Raw genomic sequence first — 20,828 nt, 5'->3', positions numbered from 1 at the left:
GGGCTTGCCCGCGATAGCGGGGTATCAGTCAATGATTTATCAACTGATCCAACGCTATCGCGAGCAAGCCCGCTCCCACAGGGGGATGTTGCGGTGTTAGTTATTACAGATCCTGCAGAATATCCGCCATATCGTCCGCGTGTTCTTCTTCCTGAGCCAGGATGTCTTCGAAGATGCGGCGGGTAGTCGGGTCTTTGTCACCGATGTACTGGATGATCTCGCGGTAGCTGTCTACTGCGATCCGCTCGGCCACCAGGTCTTCGTAGACCATTTCCTTCAAGGTGTTACCCGCCACGTATTGCGCATGGGAGTTTTTCGACAGCAGGTCGGGGTTGAACTCCGGCTCGCCGCCCAGTTGCACGATACGCTCGGCCAGTTTGTCAGCGTGCTCGGCTTCCTGGGTCGCATGTTCCAGGAACTCATCGGCAGCCACGCTGGCCTTGAGGCCGTTGGCCATGAAGTAGTGACGCTTGTAGCGCAACACGCAGACCAGTTCAGTGGCCAGCGACTCGTTGAGCAGTCGGATGATTTCCTGACGGTCGGCGTCGTAGCCTTCGGTCACGGCACCGTTTTCGACGTTCTGGCGGGCGCGGCTGCGCAGGGTCGCAACGTCAGTCAGTTGTGCTTGAGTCATTTCAATCTCCTGGGGCTAATCCGGTTGTACGCCACGCTCTGCCGGCGTGATCGCTATTGGTTGTGAGTCCCGGGCCAGGCGAAAAGTTTTATCGGATTTAACAGGATGCGTCCTGAGGGCGTCTGACCGGTGTGGTCCAGCGCTCCGACAGGATCACTCCACCCAGGGTCAGCAAGCCACCCACCAGGTGATACCGCGCCAACTCTTCCTTCAGCACCACCGCCGCAATCAGCGCGGTAATCAGCGGCAGCAGGTTGAAGAACAACGTGGTACGGCTGGGCCCCAGGGTCTTGACCGAGTGCATCCACGCCAGCGGTGCCAGCATCGAAGCCAGCAGGCAGGCATATAGCACCAGCGGAATATTCGCCCAGCCCAAACCGGCCTTGGCCGAGAACAGATACAGCGGCAGCAGCACCATCACCGCGACCAGCACCTGCAAATACAGCAGCACCAACGGCGGCAGGCGCAGCTGCCATTTTTTCAGCAGGGTGCTGTAGACCGCATAAGCCAATGTTGCCACCAGCATCATGCCGTCGCCCAGGTTGACCCCATGTTGCAGCAACGCGCCCAGGCTGCCGGCCGACACCACCACGACCACGCCTGCGAACGACAGCACCGCGCCGGTCAGCGCACCGAAGGTCAGGCGTTGGCCAAGGCTGATGATCGCGGCGGTCAGCGCCATCAACGGCATCAGAGACAGGATGATGCCCATATTGGTGGCGCTGGTCAGCGTCGCGGCGTAATAGGCCAGGCTCTGATACACCGCCATGCCAAGCACGCCGAGGATAAAGATCTTGCCCAGGTTGGGACGGATCTGCGGCCAGTGGGCGACCACCGGTTTGAGCATGAACGGCGTGAACAGCAACGCAGCGAACAGCCAGCGGTAAAAGCCGATTTCAGCCGGGAAGATCGAGCCCACGGCCAATTTGTTGACCACGGTGTTGCCGGCCCAGATAAAGATAGCCAGCAGCGGATACGCGTATTGCATTGAAAAGAAACCCAGTGTGTTGACGAGGCAGGATTATCCTCTGTCTGGATCGAAGCCTACACTGCGATCCAGACAACTGAGCGTTGAATCCAGACAATATGTCCCGACACACCGTACGCCTGCCCGATTTCGCCCGCCTGCCAAGCCCGGTGTACTTTCGGTATTCCGATTTTGCCCCGGACACCGAATGCACCCCCCACCAGCACACATGGGGCTCGCTGGATTACTCGGCCAGCGGTGTGATGCGCATGGAAGTGGCGGGCAATCGCTTCATGTCGCCACCGCAATACGCCGTGTTGGTGGCGCCGCTTACCGAGCACAGCTCCTACAATGCCGAGGCGATTGTCTACCACTCCGTAGGGCTGGCGCCGCAGCTGTGCGAGCAGTTGCCGCAGCAGCCTTGCACCCTGGCGATCAGCGACATTCTCAAGGCGATCCTCAAGGATTTCGCCCTGCGCGATGTCAATGCACCGCGCACCGATGCCGATATCCGCCTGGCCCAGGTGCTGGTGGACCAGCTCAGGCAGGCGCCGGTCCACGACTGCTTCCTGCCCTACGCCCGCCACCCGGGATTGCTTGGGGTCTTGGAGGGCATGCAGGCAGAACCGGGAGACAACCGCCCTCTGGCGCAATGGGCCGAGCAGGTGCATGTGAGCGAGCGCACCCTGGCGCGCCAGTTTGTGCGCGAGCTGGGCATGAGCTTCGGCGAATGGCGCCAGCGCTTGCGCTACCTGGCGGCCATCGAAGCGCTGGACAGCGACCGCAGTGTGCAACACGTGGCGTTTGATCTGGGCTACAGCACCGCCTCAGCGTTTATCGCCATGTTCCAACGCCACGCCGGCTGCACGCCGGAGCAATATCGGCGGGCGAACATTCGTGGCCGGTGAAGTTGTAACAGGTTTTGACTACACTGCGCTGTAGGCCGTGCCCGTCGGCACGGTAACAGGGAGAAAACTCCATGAAGATGCTGCGTATTCCGTTGTTGATGATGGGCCTGCTGATGTGTGCCCAGGGTTTTGCCGCCACTGCCCAGCAAAACAAAATGACCACCTGCAATGCCGAGGCCACCACCAAGACGCTCAAGGGCGATGACCGTAAGGCCTTCATGAAGACCTGCCTGTCGGCACCTGCCGCCAACGACGCCAAGACCCTGACCCCGCAGCAGCAGAAGATGAAAGACTGCAATGCGTCGGCGAAAACCAAGGCGTTGACCGGTGATGCGCGCAAGACATTCATGAGCACCTGCCTCAAGGGCTGATCGCGAGTTCACGAATGCTGCAGAACCCCTGTGGGAGCTGGCTTGCCTGCCTCGGTATGACGGATACACCGAGGTGCCCGCATCGCAGGCAAGCCAGCCCCCACACTTGATCGTATTCACAACACCCGCTCTCGCTTGATTCTTCCAAGGCTGGCAGACTGCCCATCCTTCAACGCCGTTTGTTTTGAGGCTGTATGCCAACGTTTTCTCAGCGTCATGTGTTGTTGCTGTCCAGCTACATCATCATTTTCGGCGGGTTGCTGCTGGTACTGCCGCTGAAATTGCTACCCAGCCTGCTGGCCGGCCTGTTGGTCTATGAACTGGTCAACATGCTCACCCCTCAACTGCAACGCCTGATCGAAGGCCGGCGCGCGCGCTGGCTGGCGGTGGCCTTGCTGGGCACCTTGATCGTCAGCGTGTTGGCCTTGATCTTCGCCGGCGCCATCAGCTTCCTGCTCCACGAAGCGGAAAACCCCGGGGCTTCCCTGGACAAATTCATGGGCGTGGTCGACCGCGCGCGCGGGCAATTACCGCCGTCCATCGATGCTTACCTGCCCGCCAGCGCCGCGGAGTTTCGCGTGGCCATCGGTGATTGGCTAAGCAAGCACCTGAGCGAACTGCAACTGGTTGGCAAAGACGCCGCCCACATGTTCGTCACCTTGCTGATCGGCATGGTGCTGGGTGCGATCATCGCCTTGCAGCGCGTGCCCGACTTGACCAAGCGCAAACCCCTGGCCGCCGCGCTGTTCGACCGCCTGCACCTGTTGGTCCAGGCGTTTCGCAACATCGTCTTCGCCCAGATCAAGATCGCCGCGCTCAACACCGCCTTCACCGCGGTGTTCCTGGCAGTGGTGCTGCCGTTGTGTGGCATTCACCTGCCGTTGACCAAGACCCTGATCGTGCTGACCTTCCTGCTCGGTCTGCTGCCCGTGATCGGCAACCTGATCTCCAACACCCTGATCACCATCGTGGCGCTGTCGCTGTCGATCTGGGTGGCGGTGGCGGCGCTGGGGTATTTGATCGTGATCCACAAGGTCGAGTACTTCCTCAACGCGCGAATCGTCGGCGGGCAGATCAGTGCCAAGTCATGGGAATTGCTGTTGGCGATGCTGGTGTTTGAGGCAGCGTTCGGCCTGCCGGGGGTGGTGGCGGGGCCGATTTACTATGCCTATCTGAAAAGCGAGCTGAAGCTGGGTGGGATGGTTTAAGCCTTGTGCCGCCTGGGCTGACGCCATCGCGAGCAAGCCCGCTCCCACATTGAAATGCGATCACCTGTGGGAGCTGGCTTGCCTGCGATGACGGCCTGCCAGCCGAAGCCTATCTACCTGAAACCCCAACGATCCAACTATGTGGGCTTGCTCGCGAAGGGCGCGCCACGGTTTCAGCTAAAACTCAGCTGCCGTAACGCTTGCTCGCCTCAATCGCCAAACCACTGCCAATGCTGCCGAAGATATTACCTTCCACATGCCGCGCATTCGGCAGCATTGCCGAGATGCTGTGGCGCAGTGCCGGAATGCCGCTGGAACCACCGGTAAAGAACACCGTATCCACCTGGGCCACGCTCACCGAGGCGTCATTGAGCAACTGCGTGACACTGCCGCGCACGCGTTCGAGCAGGTTGTCGATGGACGATTCGAACAGCGCCCGGCTCAGGTCTACGCTCAGGCCCGCTTCGATGCGGTCCAGCGGCACGTGGCGGCTGTCTTGATGGGTGAGCTGGATCTTGGTTTCTTCCACTTCCATGGCAAGCCAGTGCCCAGCACGCTGTTCGATCAGCTTGAACAGGCGGTCGATGCCGCCGGTGTCTTCGATGTCGTAGCGCATGCTGCCCAGGGCCAGCTGGGATTTTTGCGAGTACACCGAGTTGATGGTGTGCCAGGTCGCCAGGTTCATGTGGTGGCTGGTGGGCATGTAGGCGCCGCTCTTCATGCGGCTGCCGTAGCCGAACAGCGGCATCATGCCAGCCAGCGAGAGTTGTTTGTCGAAGTCGGTGCCGCCGATGTGCACGCCGCCGGTGGCGAGGATGTCGCTCTGGCGGTTGTCGTTGTGACGACGATCCGGCGACAGGCGCACCAGGGAGAAGTCGGAGGTACCACCGCCGATATCGACGATCAACACCAGCTCTTCTTTCTCGATGGTGGACTCGTAGTCGAACGCCGCTGCAATCGGTTCGTACTGGAACGAGATGTCCTTGAAGCCGATCTTGCGCGCCACATCCACCAGGGTGTTTTCCGCTTCCTGGTCGGCCATCGGGTCGTCATCGACGAAGAATACCGGGCGGCCCAGTACCACTTCTTCGAATTCACGACCGGCGTTGGCTTCGGCGCGGCTCTTGAGCTGGCCGATAAACAGTGCCAGCAGGTCGGTGAAGGGCATGGCAGTGCCGAGCACGCTGGTGTCGTGCTTGATCAGCTTGGAACCCAGCAGGCTCTTGAGCGAGCGCATCAGGCGGCCTTCGTAGTTCTCCAGGTATTCGTGCAGCGCCAGGCGACCGTACACCGGGCGGCGTTCCTCGAAGTTGAAGAAGACCACTGACGGCAGGGTGATTTTTCCGTCCTCCAGCGCGATCAGCGTCTCCTCGCCGGGGCGGATCCAGCCGACGGTGGAGTTGGACGTGCCGAAGTCAATGCCGCAGGCACGGGCTGGAGATTCGTTTTTCATGTCTAACAGGTTCCGGTCAAAAAACGGCCGCGCAGTGTATGTCACTCGCGAGCGGATGCGTAGACCGGTGATCCGTAAATCAGTGCGTAATCGCGCTACATAGCTACGTCTTGAACCGGCGGGGGCTTGGTTAGGCTGCGGTTTTACTGCCCTCACGGACGAACTGCTATGCCTGATGCAACCTTCAATGCCGACCTGCGCGGCGTGCATTACGACTTTCTCAAACAACGCGTGCCGAACTGGTTCAAGGAAGGTACGCCGCAACGCCAGGAAGAACTGGGCAAGCACGAGATGGATATTCCTGCGTGGTACCTGGCCGCCACCCACACGGACAAAACCACCCTGGCGGCGCAGCATTCGCGCTTTCGTGAAACGCTTAATTCGATTGAGGCGCACCTGGGCCAGATTGAAGACGTCCTGACATTCGCCGAGCAACCGCTGAAAGATGCGATCAAAAACGAGTTCAATCTGGAGCTGGATGTACGCAATGTGTTCTTCGTGCGCAAGTATGGCTCCAAAGGCGCTCGCGATGACTTCTACGGTGCCTTTGTTTTCGAACAACAAAATGACGCATCGCTGACCTACACATACCGCGGCATTTCATTGCTGGAAGCCGCCCTGGCCAATTTCGAGGCCGATGAAGAACAGCCCTGCGCGTGCACCGATTGCCAACTGATCACCACCTTCAACCCGCAAAACCCCAACATCATTGCGAGCTTCGCGGCGGTCAATGCCCAAGCTGTAGCAATCGCCCCCCACGCGTTCGCCAAGCTCTGCCGCACTCTGGACCTGGGCGCGCTGTACCAGGCGCATATCAAGGCGGTGGTTGAACCTGCAGACGCCGGCGAGCGCCAGGCACTGCAGCAGCTACTCGAGGAGCACCAGCGCCAGCAGCTTGCAGTGTGCATCGAGATTGCCAGGCTGCAGTTGAACGGAGCGCTGAGTGCCGATGCCTATCGAATGCTCAAGCAGGTGGTGACCGGTTCTGATATCCCCAGGCTTGGTGGGAAACCGGTGACTTATGCCGCACTTAAAGTATTCGATAGCGTGTTGGTAGGGCCGCTTTTGATCGGGCCCGATCGTCAAAATACGAGCCGCTCCGAGCCGCTGGTGGTGTACATCCCCGGTGACCCCCAGCAGCCCGTCAAGGAATATGCGTCAAGTAGCGAGTTCATGGCTGACTTGCGCACACGCCTGCACAGCGCATCGTATCGACGCTTTTTCAGCCGCTTTGTGCCGGTGCGCGACCAAGGCGGTTTTTTCGCCCGGTTCAATCGGTTGTACCAGCCTGCCAACAACGGAAATGGCGGGGCAGACTATCCGCTGCGCACACCGTTAGCGCGGTTGCCGATGCAAGACTGGGTCGTTGCCGGTGACCTGTGGCAGCGCAGTCGCCAAGCACATATCAGCAAGATTTTGAGTGATGCACGTGCCGTGGCCGTGCCCACTGAAGATGAAGACCGCAAGGCTCGGCTCGAACGTTTGGAGAGCTTTTTCGACGCGGCTGTCAGCGTGTTCAACCTGGCCGCTTTTGTAGTGCCGGGGCTGGGGCCGATCATGCTCGCGGTGGGTGCTTCGCAAATGTGCTACGAAGTGTTCGAGGGCATTGAGGCCTACGAACAGGGCGAGCCGCGCCAGATGTGGGCGCATTTCGCTTCCGTGGCGCTGAACGTTGCCTTCATCGCCGCCGGTTCCAAGGTGTTGCCTGCCGTCAAATGGCAGAGTGCGGTGGATCATCTCAAACCGGTGACGCTGCCAACAGGCAAGCAGGTGCTGTGGAACCCTGATCTTGCGCCCTATGCATCGCCACTCAAACCCTTGCCCGAGGCCAAGCCCGATGCGTTGGGCCTGTACGAGCACGAAGGCCAACAGTTGGTGCCGTTCGACGACTCCCATTATCAGGTCAAGCAAGACCCACACACAGGTCAATACCGCATCCAGCATCCGAGCCGTCCCAATGCCTATGCGCCGGAACTGGAGCACAACCATAACGGGGTCTGGAGCCATGAACTGGAGCAACCGCTGACGTGGGACGAGCCCACGCTGCACAAGCGCCTGGGCCTCGTCGGACAGTCCGAACCGCTACGTATCAGCGGCGTCGAGACCGATGCGTTGCGCCAGACCATGGTCGATCATGAGCCGCTGCCGCTCTTGCTGGACGACACCCTCAAGCGCCTCGAACTGCACCGGCAACTCAGCACCTTTGTCGAGCAAATCAAAAGCAGCGACCCGCTGGTGTACCAGAAAGCCGATCCTGTGCTGCAATTTGACATGCTCCAGCGCCGCGGTTTGCTGCCCGATAACGTACCGCTTAAAGTCATTGGCCCCACCGGCGATGTGCTGTGGGAAACCGCCGATGCGCCAACTTCAGTGCGCAAGCGTGTGATAGTGCTGACCGAAAGCACCGTGGCTCAGGGCCGCTTGCTCAGGGAGTTGCTGTACACCTTGCAGGATGTCGACCCGCAGCTCAAGGAGTTCCCGGGTAGCCCCGATCAATCCCTGGACGTTCGCTGCGGCCAACTGCGCCAGTACCTCGGCGATGCCGTGCAGAGCCTCAAGGGTCCGTTGCTGGAAGAACGCTACCGAGCGCTGAACCCCGCGCCCGATGCGGATGTACAACGTGTGCTGGACGCATTCCCGGCCTTGCCGACCCTGGCGGCCGAGCGGCTGTTGCAAGGGGCTGCGGCAAACGAACTGGAGGCCTTGCGCAGCAGCGGTCGCTTGCCTGAGCGATTGGCCGAGCAAGCGAAATGGTGTGCCCAGCAAACCCGTGTGGCGCGTGCCTACGAGGGCCTGCACCTTGACACTCAGACCGGACTCGACAGCCATCGCTTGGCCTTGCGCACCCTGGAAACGTTGCCAGGATGGCACCGAGGTTCGCGGCTGGAGTTACGCCAGTATTCCCCTGAGGGCACGGTGCTCGATGCCATCGGCTCACCCGATTTCCCGCACAAGCGAACCTTGGTGCTGCTGGAGAGCGGCGAATTCCAGGCTTCCATGCCCGGCGATTTCTACAGTGCCATCTGGGAGCAACTGGCGCTCGACGAGCGTCAGCGCCTGGGCCTGGGCAGCGCCGCTGAGCTCAAGCAGGCGATTCAGCGCAGCCCTTTACCACGCACGGAGCTGCTTACGGTGCTGGAGGCCAACCCACTGCGCAAACCGGAGTATGACCCGATGGTTCGTCTGTTGGGTGGCGGGCCGGGGTTTCGTCTGTTCAGGAAAATTGGCAACGCGTTGCGCACGGACAGAGGGCGTGTACGGCAGTTGTTTCCCAGCTTCAACGAGGAGCAAATCACCGCGTTTATCCAATCCTTGGGTGATGACGTGACTGGGGGACTAGCGCGGCGGGAGGAAGAGTTTCGGGCACTGAAAAAAACCTTGAAGGTGTGGTGGCGCGCCCAAGGGCCGCAAGCCATGAATGCCTACAGCGTTCAGACAGAGCTGGTCAATCAAGTCGTGCGTTGCTGGCGGCGGGAAACCGGGGCGTCACTGAAGCTGCATTACGGCAGGGGGGAACGGTTTGATTTGCCGCCAGTGAGTGCAGATTTCAGTCATGTGCAACACCTTGAGCTGTCCGACATCAGTTGGTCGAGCAACGCGGGCAAGTTTCTCGACAACTTCAGGCATCTGGAGGGTTTGAAGATCTTCAATGGCGACGTTGCCGAATTTCCGCCTGTGATCGGGGAAATGAAAAATCTGACTTCGTTGAGCATCACCTTCAGCGGGCTTCGATTGACACCGCACAGTGCGCACTTGTTAAGCCGGCTCAGCGCGCTTGAAAACCTGGACCTGATGCATAACCCGTTAGGTACATTGCCCGACTTCAGTGGTATGCCAAACCTCACGGAGTTGAACTTGCGCGGTACGCAGATTGACCGGTGGCCTTCTGGATTAACCAGCCTGACCGGATTAAAGCGTGTCGACCTGTCGAATAACCGACTGCAGGAGGTCCCCGCGCAACACTTGACGCCGCCGGCGGATCAGCTCGAAGCGGTCGTGCGCACGAATAACGTCACCATCGTGCATGGCAACCCCTTTGCGGCCGACTATTGGCAGAAGTTCGACCAGTATTGGAAGAACCTGACGCAGAACCATCCGCGGCTCCTGCGAGGCGCCCTTGAGGACGCCTTCGACAGCGCGAATCCAAGGCTTCGGGTTATGCAGAAACTATACCCGAACAACAGCGTGCAGTTTTCCAGGGGGATGATTTGGGCGTTGGGCGAGGCCGCCGAGGCAGAGCTGGCGTCGCGTGAGCAGGCATTTGACACGCTGCTGCGTCAGTTGGAGGGCTGGCGGTTCTCCGGCGGCGGTGAGCGCCAGCGCTATGTGCGGGTTGGGCAACGTTCCACCGAGGTGGCGGCACTGAGTGATCGCGCAACGGCCCAGCAACGTATCTTGAGTTGCTGGCGCAGGGAAACCCCGCAGCAACTCACCCACGCGGGTGACCCCTTCGGTCTGGAGCTGGACCTCAGTGGCCTGAACCTGCCGAGCCTGCCTGATCTGGATGCGGATTTCAGCCATGTCGGTTCACTCAAATTGAGCAACATGAACCTCAATACGTCGCCTGAAGGTTTTCTCTCTGGCTTTCGAGGCGTGCGCTGGCTGGACCTGTCGAGTAACCGGTTGCGCGAATTGCCACCGGCGCTGGGGCAGATGCAGGGCTTGACCCGGCTGTCCCTGCAAAACAACCGGATACGCCTGACCCCCGATTCTGCAGCGATGCTGTCGTCACGCACCACGCTCAGGGCGTTGCTGCTCAATTCAAACCCACTGGGTATCACGCCGGATTTCAGTCAAATGTCGGATCTGCGATCATTGGGCATGGGGGCAACCGGCATTGATAGCTGGCCGACGGGCTTGGGTGGCCAACCAAGCCTGGATGCGGTGTACCTCAGAGCTAACAATATTTCCACATTGCCCGATTCGCTGATAGCCCCGCCGGACGAGCAACTGGCACAGACCCTGCGCGTCACCCGTGTGACCGATCTGGATTTGAACCCGTTGTCGGTCGAGACGCGACAACGCATAGTCGCTTACGGCAACCGGCTAAGTGCGGGAGAACGAGCCACTAACAGGCTGGTCGCCAGCGTCATGCGGGTGGCTGATCGTCCTGTGGTGTTGGCTGCCACTGATGCTCCGTTCCGGCGCTGGTCCACCGGGTTCTCCACGCAACAGGTTGCGCAGCGCAGACTTCAATGGTCCGCCCTGCAGGCCCTGCCCGGTGCGCAAGGTTTCTTCGAAGTGCTGCGTGACCTGGAAGTCGCACCAGCAGGCCATGCAGACTTGCAGCGGCGCGTGTGGGACGTGATCGATAGCATCACGCAAAACAGCGCCGAGTCCGAGCAGTTGCGCAAGGAAATGTTTGAATGGGCGGGCCGGGCGGCCTGTTGTGATCGCGCGGCCCTGACTTTCAGCAACCTTGAGATCCTGCTGATGACCCACAACGCCAGGACCCTCGCACTGGACGCGTCCCAGGGAGCGGCGCTGCTGAAACTGTCCAGGGGGCTGTTGCGCCTGGAGGAGCTGGAGAAGATCGCACTGCAAGATATCGATCAGCGTAGAACTGCGATCCGCAAGCGCGACGACTTGACCTCCGCTCAGCGCGAGGTGGAGTTCAGCCGCTTGGAAGAGGTGGAGATTCGGCTGGCGTATCGTCATGGCCTGAAGGATCGCCTTGAGTTGCCGGGCCAGCCGCAACAGCCACGGTTCGCCCGTCTGGGTAATGTCTCCTTGGAGATGCTTAATGATGCCTATCAGCGAGTCATCAGCCTGGATAACTCCGCACAGGAGTTTCAGGCCGTGCTTTCAAGGGACTTCTGGAAAGATTATGTGGCGAACAAATACCGCGCACGGTTTGAAGTACAGAACGAGCCCCATCACCAAAAAATGGATACTTTGCGGCGTGATTTCGAGGCTGGGACGTTATCGCGCGCAGCCTACGATGCCAAGGCCGAGGAGTTGCAGGCACAGTTTGCGATTGAAGAAGCGCAGTTGATTGAAACCTTGACCCGCGATGAAGTGGCGCAGGCGTTGGTACCCACGGCAACGCTTGAGGCGCTGGTGGAAAGCACCTCCGTGAACCTGCAACTTTCCCAGGCGCAAGCCATTGAATTCAATGGCAAGCAATATTTTGTCGCGAGCATGCCCGACGCGGGCGACGGTGAGTACTACGTGCTGTGGGTACAGGCGGTGGACAATCCGTTGCTGTTGACCAGCAGCGGTGTGATTGCCAAGCCTGATATCACCGGGGTCTGGAAGCGCCGGGGCCTGAGGGGCGGGATGGTACCGCAAGGTTCGGACGATGAATTTGTGGAGGCCTCGGAGTCCATGCCGGTGCGGCCATACACGGCGGGCGAACTCAGCTATATGCGCCGTGAAATCCATTTCACGGCCAATCCCAATCCGGCCGGCAGCTACGTCCGTGCCAACAACGGCAAGTATCCGCTGAGGGATTATCAGGGACGGCCTATTCGAATCAGGTCGCTGGAGAAGCAGGTGACCCAGGACTCGGGCGCCCACTACACCTCGGCGCAGATCAAGCCTTACATCCAGTTCGAGGGATATGAACAGGTCGGCGCGCGCTATGAAGCGCAACTGCAACTGCGCACGTTCACCGAACAAGACGTGAAAGTGCCGGGCGAGAAAGCGTTGATCGGCCAGTCGATGGTGGTGGCCAACCGCCGAATCGCCAAAGGCGAAATCGTCGGTGTGTACGGCGGTACCGTGCTGCCGTTCGGTATCTTCGGGCCTGGCGAACAGACCTATACCATGAAGGTGGGCAGCCAGAGGGTTGCCCACGGGAACACGCTGGTGGAAGAACCGATTCACTTGTCGGGTGACAACATCCTGTCGCGAATCAACACCCACTTTGAGTACGACGCCAACGGCACACCCCTGCGCCAGGCGTTGGGAGGCTACAACGTTGAGACCGTGGCTTTCGACGTCGAGGCCGACATGTGGCTGGGCGTGGGGCCTGACGCGCAGATCAAGCGCAAGCCATTTTTACTCAATGCCATTTTCGCTACCGAAGATATCGCCGCTGGCACCGAGTTGCGTTTGGACTACCAGTACACCGAAGACATGATAAGAGGCCGATTTGCCTGATTCTTGCGTTGCGGGTAACGCGTCTGTCGTCGTAAATAGACGCGTCCTATCTTGAAAGTCCATGTTTTGCCCCAATCTTGTGGGCATATCCAGGCGGTACACAGCCATTGCATTGATGCCGTGTATCGCCATTTAACTTATGACGCGCCCTGACATCAATTCCCAGGCTGCCAGCCATGGCGTGCCGTGTGGCGGGCTGCGCGATATCGATAACGGATGGTGATGCCCCCATGGATTTCAAAGATTACTACAAGATTCTCGGTGTCGAGCCAACGGCTGACGACAAGGAGATCAAGTCGGCTTATCGCAAGCTGGCGCGTAAATATCACCCGGACGTGAGCAAGGAAAAGGATGCCGAAGCCAAGTTCAAGGACGCGTCCGAAGCCTATGAGGCACTGAAAAGTGCTGACAAGCGCGCCGAGTACGACGAGCTGCGTAAATACGGCCAGCATGGCCAGCCGTTCCAGGGCCCGCCGGGCTGGCAGAGCCGTGGCGGCTTTGGCGGTGGCCAGGACGCGGGCGACTTCTCGGATTTCTTCAGTTCGATCTTCGGCTCGCGCGGTGACGCTTTCGGTGGCGGCCAGCGCCGTCCCGCCGGGCGCAAGGGCCAGGATGTGGAGATGCAGTTGACGGTGTCGCTGGAAGAAACCCTGTCGACCGAGTCCAAGCAGATCAGCTTCCAGGTGCCCCAGTACGATGCCTCCGGCCGGCACGTCAGCAATACCGTCAAGAGCCTGAACGTGAAGATCCCGGCCGGTGTGGCCGATGGCGAGCGCATTCGCCTCAAGGCCCAGGGTGCGCCTGGCATTGGTGGTGGGTCCAATGGCGACTTGTACCTGATCATCAAGTTTGCACCACACGCCAAGTTCGAGGTGGATGGTGAAAACCTGATCATCAACCTGCCGCTGGCGCCGTGGGAGTTGGCGCTGGGTACGGAAGTCGCGGTGCCCACGCTGACCGGCAAGATTAATCTCAAGGTGCCCGCCGGCAGCCAGAACGGCCAGCGCATGCGCGCCAAGGGCCATGGCTTGCTGAACAAGGCCGGGCAGCGCGGTTATCTGTTCATCCAGCTCAAGGCTGTCATGCCCAAGGCGGCGGATGATGAGGTCAAGGCGTTGTGGGAGGCCCTGGCGCAAAAGGCTGCGTTCAATCCGCGCGAGCAGTTCTGAACAGATCATTGATTTAGTTAGCGCCAGCCGCAAAAACGGCGTGCCTAGGATGACAACCTCTTCCAAGAAAAGGTTGTCATCCCATGCCGGACTTTCAGGTCATCGACCCCGCCACCCCGCCTCCTGGTGAGCAGGGCCAGCATTACGAACTGATCAAGCAGGCGATCCCCACTTGCCTGGTCAACAGTTCGCCCTCCCGTCGCAAGGCCCTCAAGGACACGCCGCCGGCTATTCCCCGCTGGTATGACGCCGCTTCCCAGGCACGCAAAGATCAGCTCAAGGTGCTGCTGGATGCCCGTTGCGAGTCGCTCAACGAACTGGAGAAAACCTTCAGTCCCATACGCTCGGAGCAAGCGTTTGCCCAACCCTTGCTGGAAGCCGAGCTAAAGGCTATCGGCCACGAGCTGGACGTCAATCAAACCTGGTTGCGCCTGTATGTACCGGTCGAGGATGCCTTTGGCGTGAAGACCGGTGGCTTCAGGGTCAAAACGTTCTCCCTGCTGCACGCTGCCCTCGGCAACTTTGAGCAACGGGAGACTCGAGAGGGCTATTTCAACAGCGCCTCAGGTTTCATTACCCAACCGGACGTGCGCGATCATTTCGAGCGCCACACCACGACCCTGAAGATTCATGCGTTCACCCAGCTGTGCCGAGACCTGGACCTGGGCAAGCAGTACCAGGCTCACCTGCGGGCGCAATTGAAACCTGACGACGCCAAATCCCAAGCCGAACTGCGCGAACGTTATGTCCGGCATCAGAAAGCCGCCTTCAAGGCGGCGGCGTACCTGGCATTGCTCAAAGGCGACATTGGCGACAGCGACCACGCGCTGCTGATGCGCGTGGCGGCCGGGGAAAAACACATCCTCAGCGACGGCAAGCCCATCGGGTATCGCAGCCTGAGCCTGATGAACCTGCATGTGCACGATTGCCTGGTCATCGACACTTGCGCCAAGCCTGGCTACACCTGCTGGGTCATCGTCTATATTCCCGATGACCCCGACCATCCCATCAAGCGTTATGAAAGCTTCAATGACTTTCGCAATGATTTGACCGAGCGCCTGAGCGCGAAAACCACCCAGCAAGCTGACCGCTCCCAAGGCTGGAAGGCTACGCCGAACCAGCATTTTTTTGCCCGGTTCGTTGCCGACAAAGACCGCGCCTACTACTACAAACGACTGACCGAACTGGTGCTGGACGCACCTCCCCAGCCGTTTGGTGCACAGGCCTTGCGATCGGAGTGGGGGCGCTTGCTGACTTCTCCGTCCTTTGCCACGCCTTCGACACTGGGCGAACCCCAGCCCTACGTGCGCGTACATGCCGCTGCCCCTGAATTCAACATTCGCGCCCACACCCTGACGGACCTATGGCAAGTTGCAGACCTGTGGACCTATCGCCTGGGCAGCCTGCGTACGCGGCTGTTCGAGAACGCCCGGCATCGTGCGGTGAGCACCTCCGATGTCGATGAGGCCTCGCGTTCACTGCGCGCTGCGCATTACCTGAGTATCGGCCTGTTCGGCCTGAACCTGGTGGCCATGGCGGTGCCGCCGCTGGGTGTGGTGATGGCTGTGGCGATGGCCGGGCAACTACTTTACGAAGTCATCGACGGTGTTATCGAGCTGAGCGAAGGCGACCGCGAAGCGGGCTGGGCGCACATCACCGACGTGGTGGAAAACCTGGCGGCGCTGGCGGTACAGGCAGCCGTGGTGCACTTCACCGTGTCGCCGTTTATCGAGCAGCTCAAGGCCGTTACCCTGCCCAGTGGCAAGACTCGGCTCTGGAAACCCGACTTGTCGGCCTATGAGCACACCGCGTCCCTCCCTTCAGTGGCAGCGGATGAGCAAGGCCTGCACCGGCACAACGGCCAGACCGTGCTGCCGTTGGAGGGCAAACGCTATGCCGTGCAACAAGACCCGCTGACCGAGCAATTCCGCATCCTCCATCCCACACGTGCCGAGGCCTATCAACCGATATTGAAGAGCAACAGCGCTGGCCTCTGGAACCATGAAGTGGAACGCCCGCACACCTGGGAAGGCGCCACGTTGATGCGGCGATTGGGCCCGGTGACGGAGGGCTTCAGCGATGCCGAGTTGGAGCAGGCGCGCAGCGTGGCGGCTGTGAGTGAGGACGTGCTGCGCCGCGTGCATGTGGAAGGCGAGGCGGTACCGGCGATCCTGCTCGACACCCTGCGCCAGTTCAGGGCGTATCGCGATGCGGTGAACGTCGCCGAGGGCATTCGCCAGGGCTCGCTCAGCAGCGCACTGTGCAGCTATGCCGCATCCCTGGCGGTGGAGTTGCCGGGATGGCCAGCGAGCAAGGCGATCGAGGCATTTGCCGGCACCGAGTTGAGCGGACCGTCGATCAAATACGGTAATCAGCAGGCCGCGGGGGCGGACACCGTGCAGGTCCACCGCGCCGATTTGATGAGCGGCCAGTTGCCCATACGCATTATCGAAGCGCTCAGCGAACCTCAGCGCGATGCTCTGGTGGGCAGTTACACCGCCCGCACACCCGAGGCGAGAACCGAGGCCCTGAGATTGAAACTCGAACAAAGGGCCATCGAGGTGCGCGAGCGGTTGATGAAGAGTATCTACGTCGAGCAGCAGCCACCCTCCGACACCGCGATTATGCTGATCCAGCGCGACTTCAGTGGCGTGCCGACGATTTTGGCGCGCGAAGTGCTGGCGGACGCGACGCCGAGCGAGCGCGACACGATGAACCGCGCCAAGCGCATTCCCCTGCGCCTCGCTGAAAAGGCGCGCCGGGCGCAGCAGCAAATGCGCCTGACCCTCGCGTATGAAGGCTTGTACCTCGACGCGTTGGCCGGCCCAGACACCGAAACCCTGGCCCTCCACACACTGCCGGCACTGCCCGGCTGGTCGGACAATTTGCGCCTGGAAGTTCGCGAAGGCCGGTTTGAAGGCCCATTGCGCGCCAGCTTCGGCCCCCTGGAGGCGAGTAGTCGCAAGGTGTTGGCACGCATGGAGGATGGGCGTTACCAAGCCTTCGATGAGCGCGGCCAGCACCTGCATGGGCTCAATGGTTTCTATGGTGCTTTGCAGCATGCGTTGACCGATGCCCATCGCAACGCGATTGGCGTGCCCCACGTCGGCCAGGGTGAGCAATTGAAGGGGTTGATCAAGCAGCATGCAATAGGCCGAGTACCGTTGCGCAAAGCCTTGGGCATGTCGCCGGAAAAACTGCCTTTTTTTCGACCGCCCAGCGTGTTGCCGGGTGAGCGTCGCGGCTATCCATTGAGCGGGCGGGGTGGCACTGAGTGGGAAAAAATCACGCGCGAGCGGATCCGCAGCCTGTACCCGCAAATCACCCGGGACGAAATGCTCGCCCTGATCAACGAGCGCGGCGCGCTGGACCTGAGCTGGCTGCGTGCGTTGGAGCAAGAGTACAAGACCCTGCAGGCCACCTTGCACAACTGGTTGAGCACACCGCCCCAGGGCATGGAGGCGTTCGGTGACCAGCAACGCCAGGTGCTGAGGGCCAGGCGCAAGATTTATACGGCGCTGGATGACGCCTGGAGAAAGGTCGGCCCACGGCACTACGATCGAAATGGGCGCCTTTTGGGGCAGAAAATCGAATGGTTGGAAGACGACCTGGCACAGCAGCTCAGAACCTTGCCCGCACTGACTGCAAACTTCGACCATGTCAGCTACTTGGGCATTGTGGGAACCGAAGGCTCGCAGCTGACGGATGCGGATGTGCAGCCACTGCTCGCCAACTTTCGCGGTCTGCGTCGATTAGGGATCGAGGCTGCTCAACTGACAAGCGTGCCGTCAGCCATCGAACAGATGCCGCATTTGCAGCGGTTGCATTTGGGCGGCAACGATATTGTCCTGACGCCTGAAGACGTCCTGCGCTTGAAAGATCGGGTGCGTCTCAAGGAGTTGTTTTTGGACATGAACCCACTCGGCTTGCCACCCGATGTTGGGCGCATGCCGCGCTTACAGACCTTGCTGCTCAATGACACAAGCCTGGAGGAGTGGCCTGCCAGTGTGTTCCGTGTGCCCAGGCCGGAAAATTTCATTCTGGATATGCGGCAGAACCCGATAGCGCGGATTCCCGAGTTCGCGCCGGGCTCGGATAAGGCACTGATTGTGGCGAAAACCTTCCTCACCCGTGAAGAGCTGACGCCTGAGCTGCTTGCTCAATTCAAGCGGTACATCGAGGCCGCTGGCCGGGATCCGGATCGCCAATTGCCGAAAAGGGGCGCGCTCGACAGCGAGCAGTGGAAAACCGGTTATTCGGCGCAGGAATGGCCCTCCAGGCAAGTGTTATGGGACATGCTTGAAGGCTCGTTTGGCTCTGAGGGCTTTTTCAATCTTCTTCGTGCCGTCAGGCACTCCGGGGACTCGACAGGCAGGGGCGGCGTATGGTTGCCGGAATTGACCGCCAAAGTCTGGCGCATGCTTGAGGCGATGGGCGAAGACGCCGAATTACGCGAACACTTGTTCCTGATGGCCCGGGACCCAGCGGCCTGCGTGGACGCCGGGGCGCAGTTGTTCAATTCGATGGGCGTTGCCGTGCTGCATTGGTCAGCCTACTTCAGCGAGGATGTCGACGCCGTGCGCAGGGCCGTGTTCAACCTGGCCAGGAGGAAATGGCGCCTTGATGAGCTGGGGCGTATTGCCCATGCTCGCGTCGCCGAGTTGCAGGAGCAGGGCGCCAGGTTTCCCGAGTATGATGCCCAGGGCCTGCGCATTGAGCATTACGATGGCGCCGGTAATGTGATCGCCGATATCGACGAAGTCGAAATCTATCTGGCGTATACGGTGCCGCTGGCCACCCGGCTGGACTTGCCCTGGCAATCCAGAAGCATGATGTTTCGCGAGGACTATGTCACGGCGCCGATGGTGGAGGCGGCATTCCAGCGCGTACAGCTGCAGGATCAGGGCGCGCAGTTGCGTGACAATCTGCTGGAGCAGCCGATGTGGACTGACTTCCTGCAGCGTGCGCATCAAACTGATTACGCGCTGATTGCCGAAAAATTCGACGCCCTGATCGACTATGAGGCCGCGCAGGCACAATGGGCCGCCGCTGCCCACCTCCCCGAGAGAGCGAGGCAGGCCCTGCGTCAAACCATCAGCCAGACAGCCCGGCGCCTGGGCCGATCGGCTTCGGAAAGTGAACCGGGGCAACTGATGCCCCAGCAAGACTACGATGACACCTTTGGCCGCATCAATGCCGAGCTGATCACCTTGAACCAGACACTGACCGATCAAGCGATCAGCGCCATCCTCTAGAACAGGAAGTACCGCTGGGCCATCGGTAACACCTCGGCCGGTTCGCACCACAGCAACTGACCGTCAGCCTTGACCTGATAGGTTTGCGGGTCAACCTCGATATCCGGCAGGTAATCGTTGTGGATCAGGTCGGTTTTCTGCACATCGCGGCAACCCTTGACCACCGCGATCTGCTTCTTCAGGCCCAGGGCCTCGGGCAGTCCGGCCGCCTGCGCGGCCTGGCTGATAAACGTCAGGCTGGTGGCGTGCAGGGAGCTGCCGAAGCTGGCGAACATGGGGCGGTAATGCACCGGCTGCGGCGTCGGGATCGAGGCGTTGGCGTCGCCCATCAGGCTCGAAGCAATGGCGCCGCCCTTGAGGATCAGCGTGGGCTTGATGCCGAAAAAAGCCGGGCGCCACAGCACCAGGTCGGCCCATTTGCCGACTTCGATGGAGCCGACGATATGGCTGATGCCGTGGGTGATCGCCGGGTTGATGGTGTATTTGGCGATGTAGCGCTTGGCGCGGAAATTGTCGTTGCCGGGGCCGTCGCCGGGCAGCGGGCCACGCTGTTTTTTCATCTTGTCGGCGGTCTGCCAGGTGCGTGTGATCACCTCGCCGACGCGGCCCATAGCCTGGCTGTCGGAACTGATCATCGAGAACGCGCCGAGGTCGTGCAGGATGTCTTCGGCGGCGATGGTTTCGCGGCGGATGCGGCTTTCGGCGAAGGCCACGTCTTCGGCAATGCTCGGGTCCAGATGGTGACACACCATCAACATGTCCAGGTGTTCGTCGATGGTATTACGCGTGAACGGCCGCGTCGGGTTGGTGGAGCTGGGCAGCACATTGGGGAAACCGCAGGCCTTGATGATGTCCGGTGCATGGCCGCCACCGGCACCTTCGGTGTGGTAGGTGTGGATGGTGCGGCCCTTGAGCGCGGCGAGGGTGGTTTCGACAAAGCCCGACTCATTGAGGGTGTCACTGTGGATCGCCACCTGCACGTCGTAGGCATCGGCGACGCTCAGGCAGTTGTCGATGCTCGCCGGCGTGGTGCCCCAGTCTTCGTGCAGCTTCAAGCCGATCGCACCGGCCTTGACCTGCTCGATCAGCGGCTCGGGCAAACTGGCGTTGCCCTTGCCGGTAAAGCCAATGTTCATCGGGAACGAATCGCTGGCCTGCAGCATCCGCGCAAGGTGCCACGGGCCGGAGGTGCAGGTGGTGGCGTTGGTGCCGGTGGCCGGCCCCGTGCCGCCGCCGATCATGGTGGTGACGCCGCTGGTCAGGGCCTCTTCGATCTGCTGCGGGCAGATGAAGTGCACATGGGAGTCGATGCCGCCCGCCGTGAGGATCATGCCTTCCCCGGCGATCACTTCGGTGCTGGCGCCGATGGCCATGGTCACACCGGGCTGGATGTCCGGGTTGCCAGCCTTGCCGATAGCGTGGATGCGGCCGTTCTTGAGGCCCACGTCAGCCTTGACGATGCCCCAGTGGTCGATGATCAGCGCGTTGGTGATCAGCGTGTCGACCACTTCATGGGCGAGCAACTGGCTCTGGCCCTGGCCGTCACGGATCACCTTGCCGCCGCCGAATTTGACCTCTTCGCCGTAGACGGTGAAGTCCTGTTCCACTTCGACGAACAGTTCGGTGTCGGCCAGGCGCACCTTGTCACCGACGGTGGGGCCGTACATGTCGGCGTAGGCTTGGCGGGTGATTTTCATGTGTGTGCCCTGAAGAATAGGTGTTGAATGTGAAATCGCTATCGCAGGCAAGCCAGCTCCCA

At 60.6% G+C, this 20,828-nt stretch carries 10 protein-coding genes; 6 read left to right on the top strand and 4 right to left on the bottom strand.

Translation table 11 applies throughout. The features are described from left to right. Window positions 1-103: 103 nt before the first annotated feature. Together AC4PS6_RS14805 and AC4PS6_RS14800 are read right to left on the bottom strand one after the other, a co-directional pair. The gene (locus tag AC4PS6_RS14805) at window positions 104-634 is read right to left on the bottom strand and encodes a ferritin-like domain-containing protein (protein WP_014716698.1); all 531 of its coding nucleotides are present in this window, start codon (window positions 632-634) and stop codon (window positions 104-106) included. A 97-nt stretch (window positions 635-731) separates the two neighbouring features. Next, on the bottom strand, window positions 732-1,622 hold the full coding sequence (locus tag AC4PS6_RS14800; RefSeq protein ID WP_032904034.1) for a DMT family transporter: 891 nt from the start codon (window positions 1,620-1,622) through the stop codon (window positions 732-734). Between the two features lie 98 nt (window positions 1,623-1,720). Between AC4PS6_RS14800 and AC4PS6_RS14795 the strand changes: the two genes are divergently transcribed. The 3 genes from AC4PS6_RS14795 to AC4PS6_RS14785 all read left to right on the top strand — a co-directional run bounded on the left by AC4PS6_RS14795 (window position 1,721) and on the right by AC4PS6_RS14785 (window position 4,088). Further along, complete coding sequence (locus AC4PS6_RS14795) at window positions 1,721-2,509, top strand: AraC family transcriptional regulator (protein WP_492180870.1); 789 nt, start codon at window positions 1,721-1,723, stop codon at window positions 2,507-2,509. A 71-nt stretch (window positions 2,510-2,580) separates the two neighbouring features. Beyond that, window positions 2,581-2,880, top strand: coding sequence for a PsiF family protein (locus AC4PS6_RS14790; RefSeq protein WP_014716700.1), 300 nt, complete (start codon window positions 2,581-2,583; stop codon window positions 2,878-2,880). A 194-nt stretch (window positions 2,881-3,074) separates the two neighbouring features. Then, window positions 3,075-4,088, top strand: coding sequence for an AI-2E family transporter (locus AC4PS6_RS14785; protein WP_003188124.1), 1,014 nt, complete (start codon window positions 3,075-3,077; stop codon window positions 4,086-4,088). Between the two features lie 184 nt (window positions 4,089-4,272). On the opposite strand, the gene AC4PS6_RS14780 is transcribed toward AC4PS6_RS14785, so the two are convergent. After that, window positions 4,273-5,541, bottom strand: a complete 1,269-nt coding sequence (locus AC4PS6_RS14780; RefSeq protein ID WP_014716701.1) for an Hsp70 family protein — start codon at window positions 5,539-5,541, stop codon at window positions 4,273-4,275. 168 nt (window positions 5,542-5,709) lie between these two features. On the opposite strand from AC4PS6_RS14780, the gene AC4PS6_RS14775 reads away from it, so the two are divergent. The 3 genes from AC4PS6_RS14775 (at window position 5,710) to AC4PS6_RS14765 (ending at window position 19,069) form a co-directional block, all read left to right on the top strand. Further along, window positions 5,710-12,645 (top strand): dermonecrotic toxin domain-containing protein, encoded by a 6,936-nt coding sequence (locus tag AC4PS6_RS14775; RefSeq protein WP_336826796.1) that lies wholly within the window; start codon window positions 5,710-5,712, stop codon window positions 12,643-12,645. 230 nt (window positions 12,646-12,875) lie between these two features. Then, window positions 12,876-13,814 (top strand): DnaJ C-terminal domain-containing protein, encoded by a 939-nt coding sequence (locus AC4PS6_RS14770; RefSeq protein WP_060767964.1) that lies wholly within the window; start codon window positions 12,876-12,878, stop codon window positions 13,812-13,814. A gap of 83 nt (window positions 13,815-13,897) precedes the next feature. After that, window positions 13,898-19,069 carry a dermonecrotic toxin domain-containing protein gene (locus AC4PS6_RS14765; RefSeq protein WP_336826797.1) on the top strand — a complete coding sequence of 1,724 codons (5,172 nt, stop codon included), beginning with the start codon at window positions 13,898-13,900 and terminating at the stop codon, window positions 19,067-19,069. Here the strand turns inward: AC4PS6_RS14765 and ureC are convergent. After that, on the bottom strand, window positions 19,066-20,766 hold the full coding sequence (gene ureC / locus AC4PS6_RS14760; RefSeq protein WP_020301612.1) for an urease subunit alpha: 1,701 nt from the start codon (window positions 20,764-20,766) through the stop codon (window positions 19,066-19,068). The genes AC4PS6_RS14765 and ureC overlap by 4 nt on opposite strands. Window positions 20,767-20,828 lie beyond the last annotated feature (62 nt).

It is taken from the genome of Pseudomonas sp. DW-iso17, assembly GCF_058725345.1.
This window is presented reverse-complemented; position numbering and strand designations above follow the sequence as displayed.

What these genes read in the sequence shown, in the direction of transcription:
- AC4PS6_RS14805 (WP_014716698.1), bottom strand. Translation starts at nt 634, where the DNA reads ATGACTCAAGCACAACTGACTGACGTTGCGACCCTGCGCAGCCGCGCC.
- AC4PS6_RS14800 (WP_032904034.1), bottom strand. Translation starts at nt 1,622, where the DNA reads ATGCAATACGCGTATCCGCTGCTGGCTATCTTTATCTGGGCCGGCAAC.
- AC4PS6_RS14795 (WP_492180870.1), top strand. Translation starts at nt 1,721, where the DNA reads ATGTCCCGACACACCGTACGCCTGCCCGATTTCGCCCGCCTGCCAAGC.
- AC4PS6_RS14790 (WP_014716700.1), top strand. Translation starts at nt 2,581, where the DNA reads ATGAAGATGCTGCGTATTCCGTTGTTGATGATGGGCCTGCTGATGTGT.
- AC4PS6_RS14785 (WP_003188124.1), top strand. Translation starts at nt 3,075, where the DNA reads ATGCCAACGTTTTCTCAGCGTCATGTGTTGTTGCTGTCCAGCTACATC.
- AC4PS6_RS14780 (WP_014716701.1), bottom strand. Translation starts at nt 5,541, where the DNA reads ATGAAAAACGAATCTCCAGCCCGTGCCTGCGGCATTGACTTCGGCACG.
- AC4PS6_RS14775 (WP_336826796.1), top strand. Translation starts at nt 5,710, where the DNA reads ATGCCTGATGCAACCTTCAATGCCGACCTGCGCGGCGTGCATTACGAC.
- AC4PS6_RS14770 (WP_060767964.1), top strand. Translation starts at nt 12,876, where the DNA reads ATGGATTTCAAAGATTACTACAAGATTCTCGGTGTCGAGCCAACGGCT.
- AC4PS6_RS14765 (WP_336826797.1), top strand. Translation starts at nt 13,898, where the DNA reads ATGCCGGACTTTCAGGTCATCGACCCCGCCACCCCGCCTCCTGGTGAG.
- ureC (WP_020301612.1), bottom strand. Translation starts at nt 20,766, where the DNA reads ATGAAAATCACCCGCCAAGCCTACGCCGACATGTACGGCCCCACCGTC.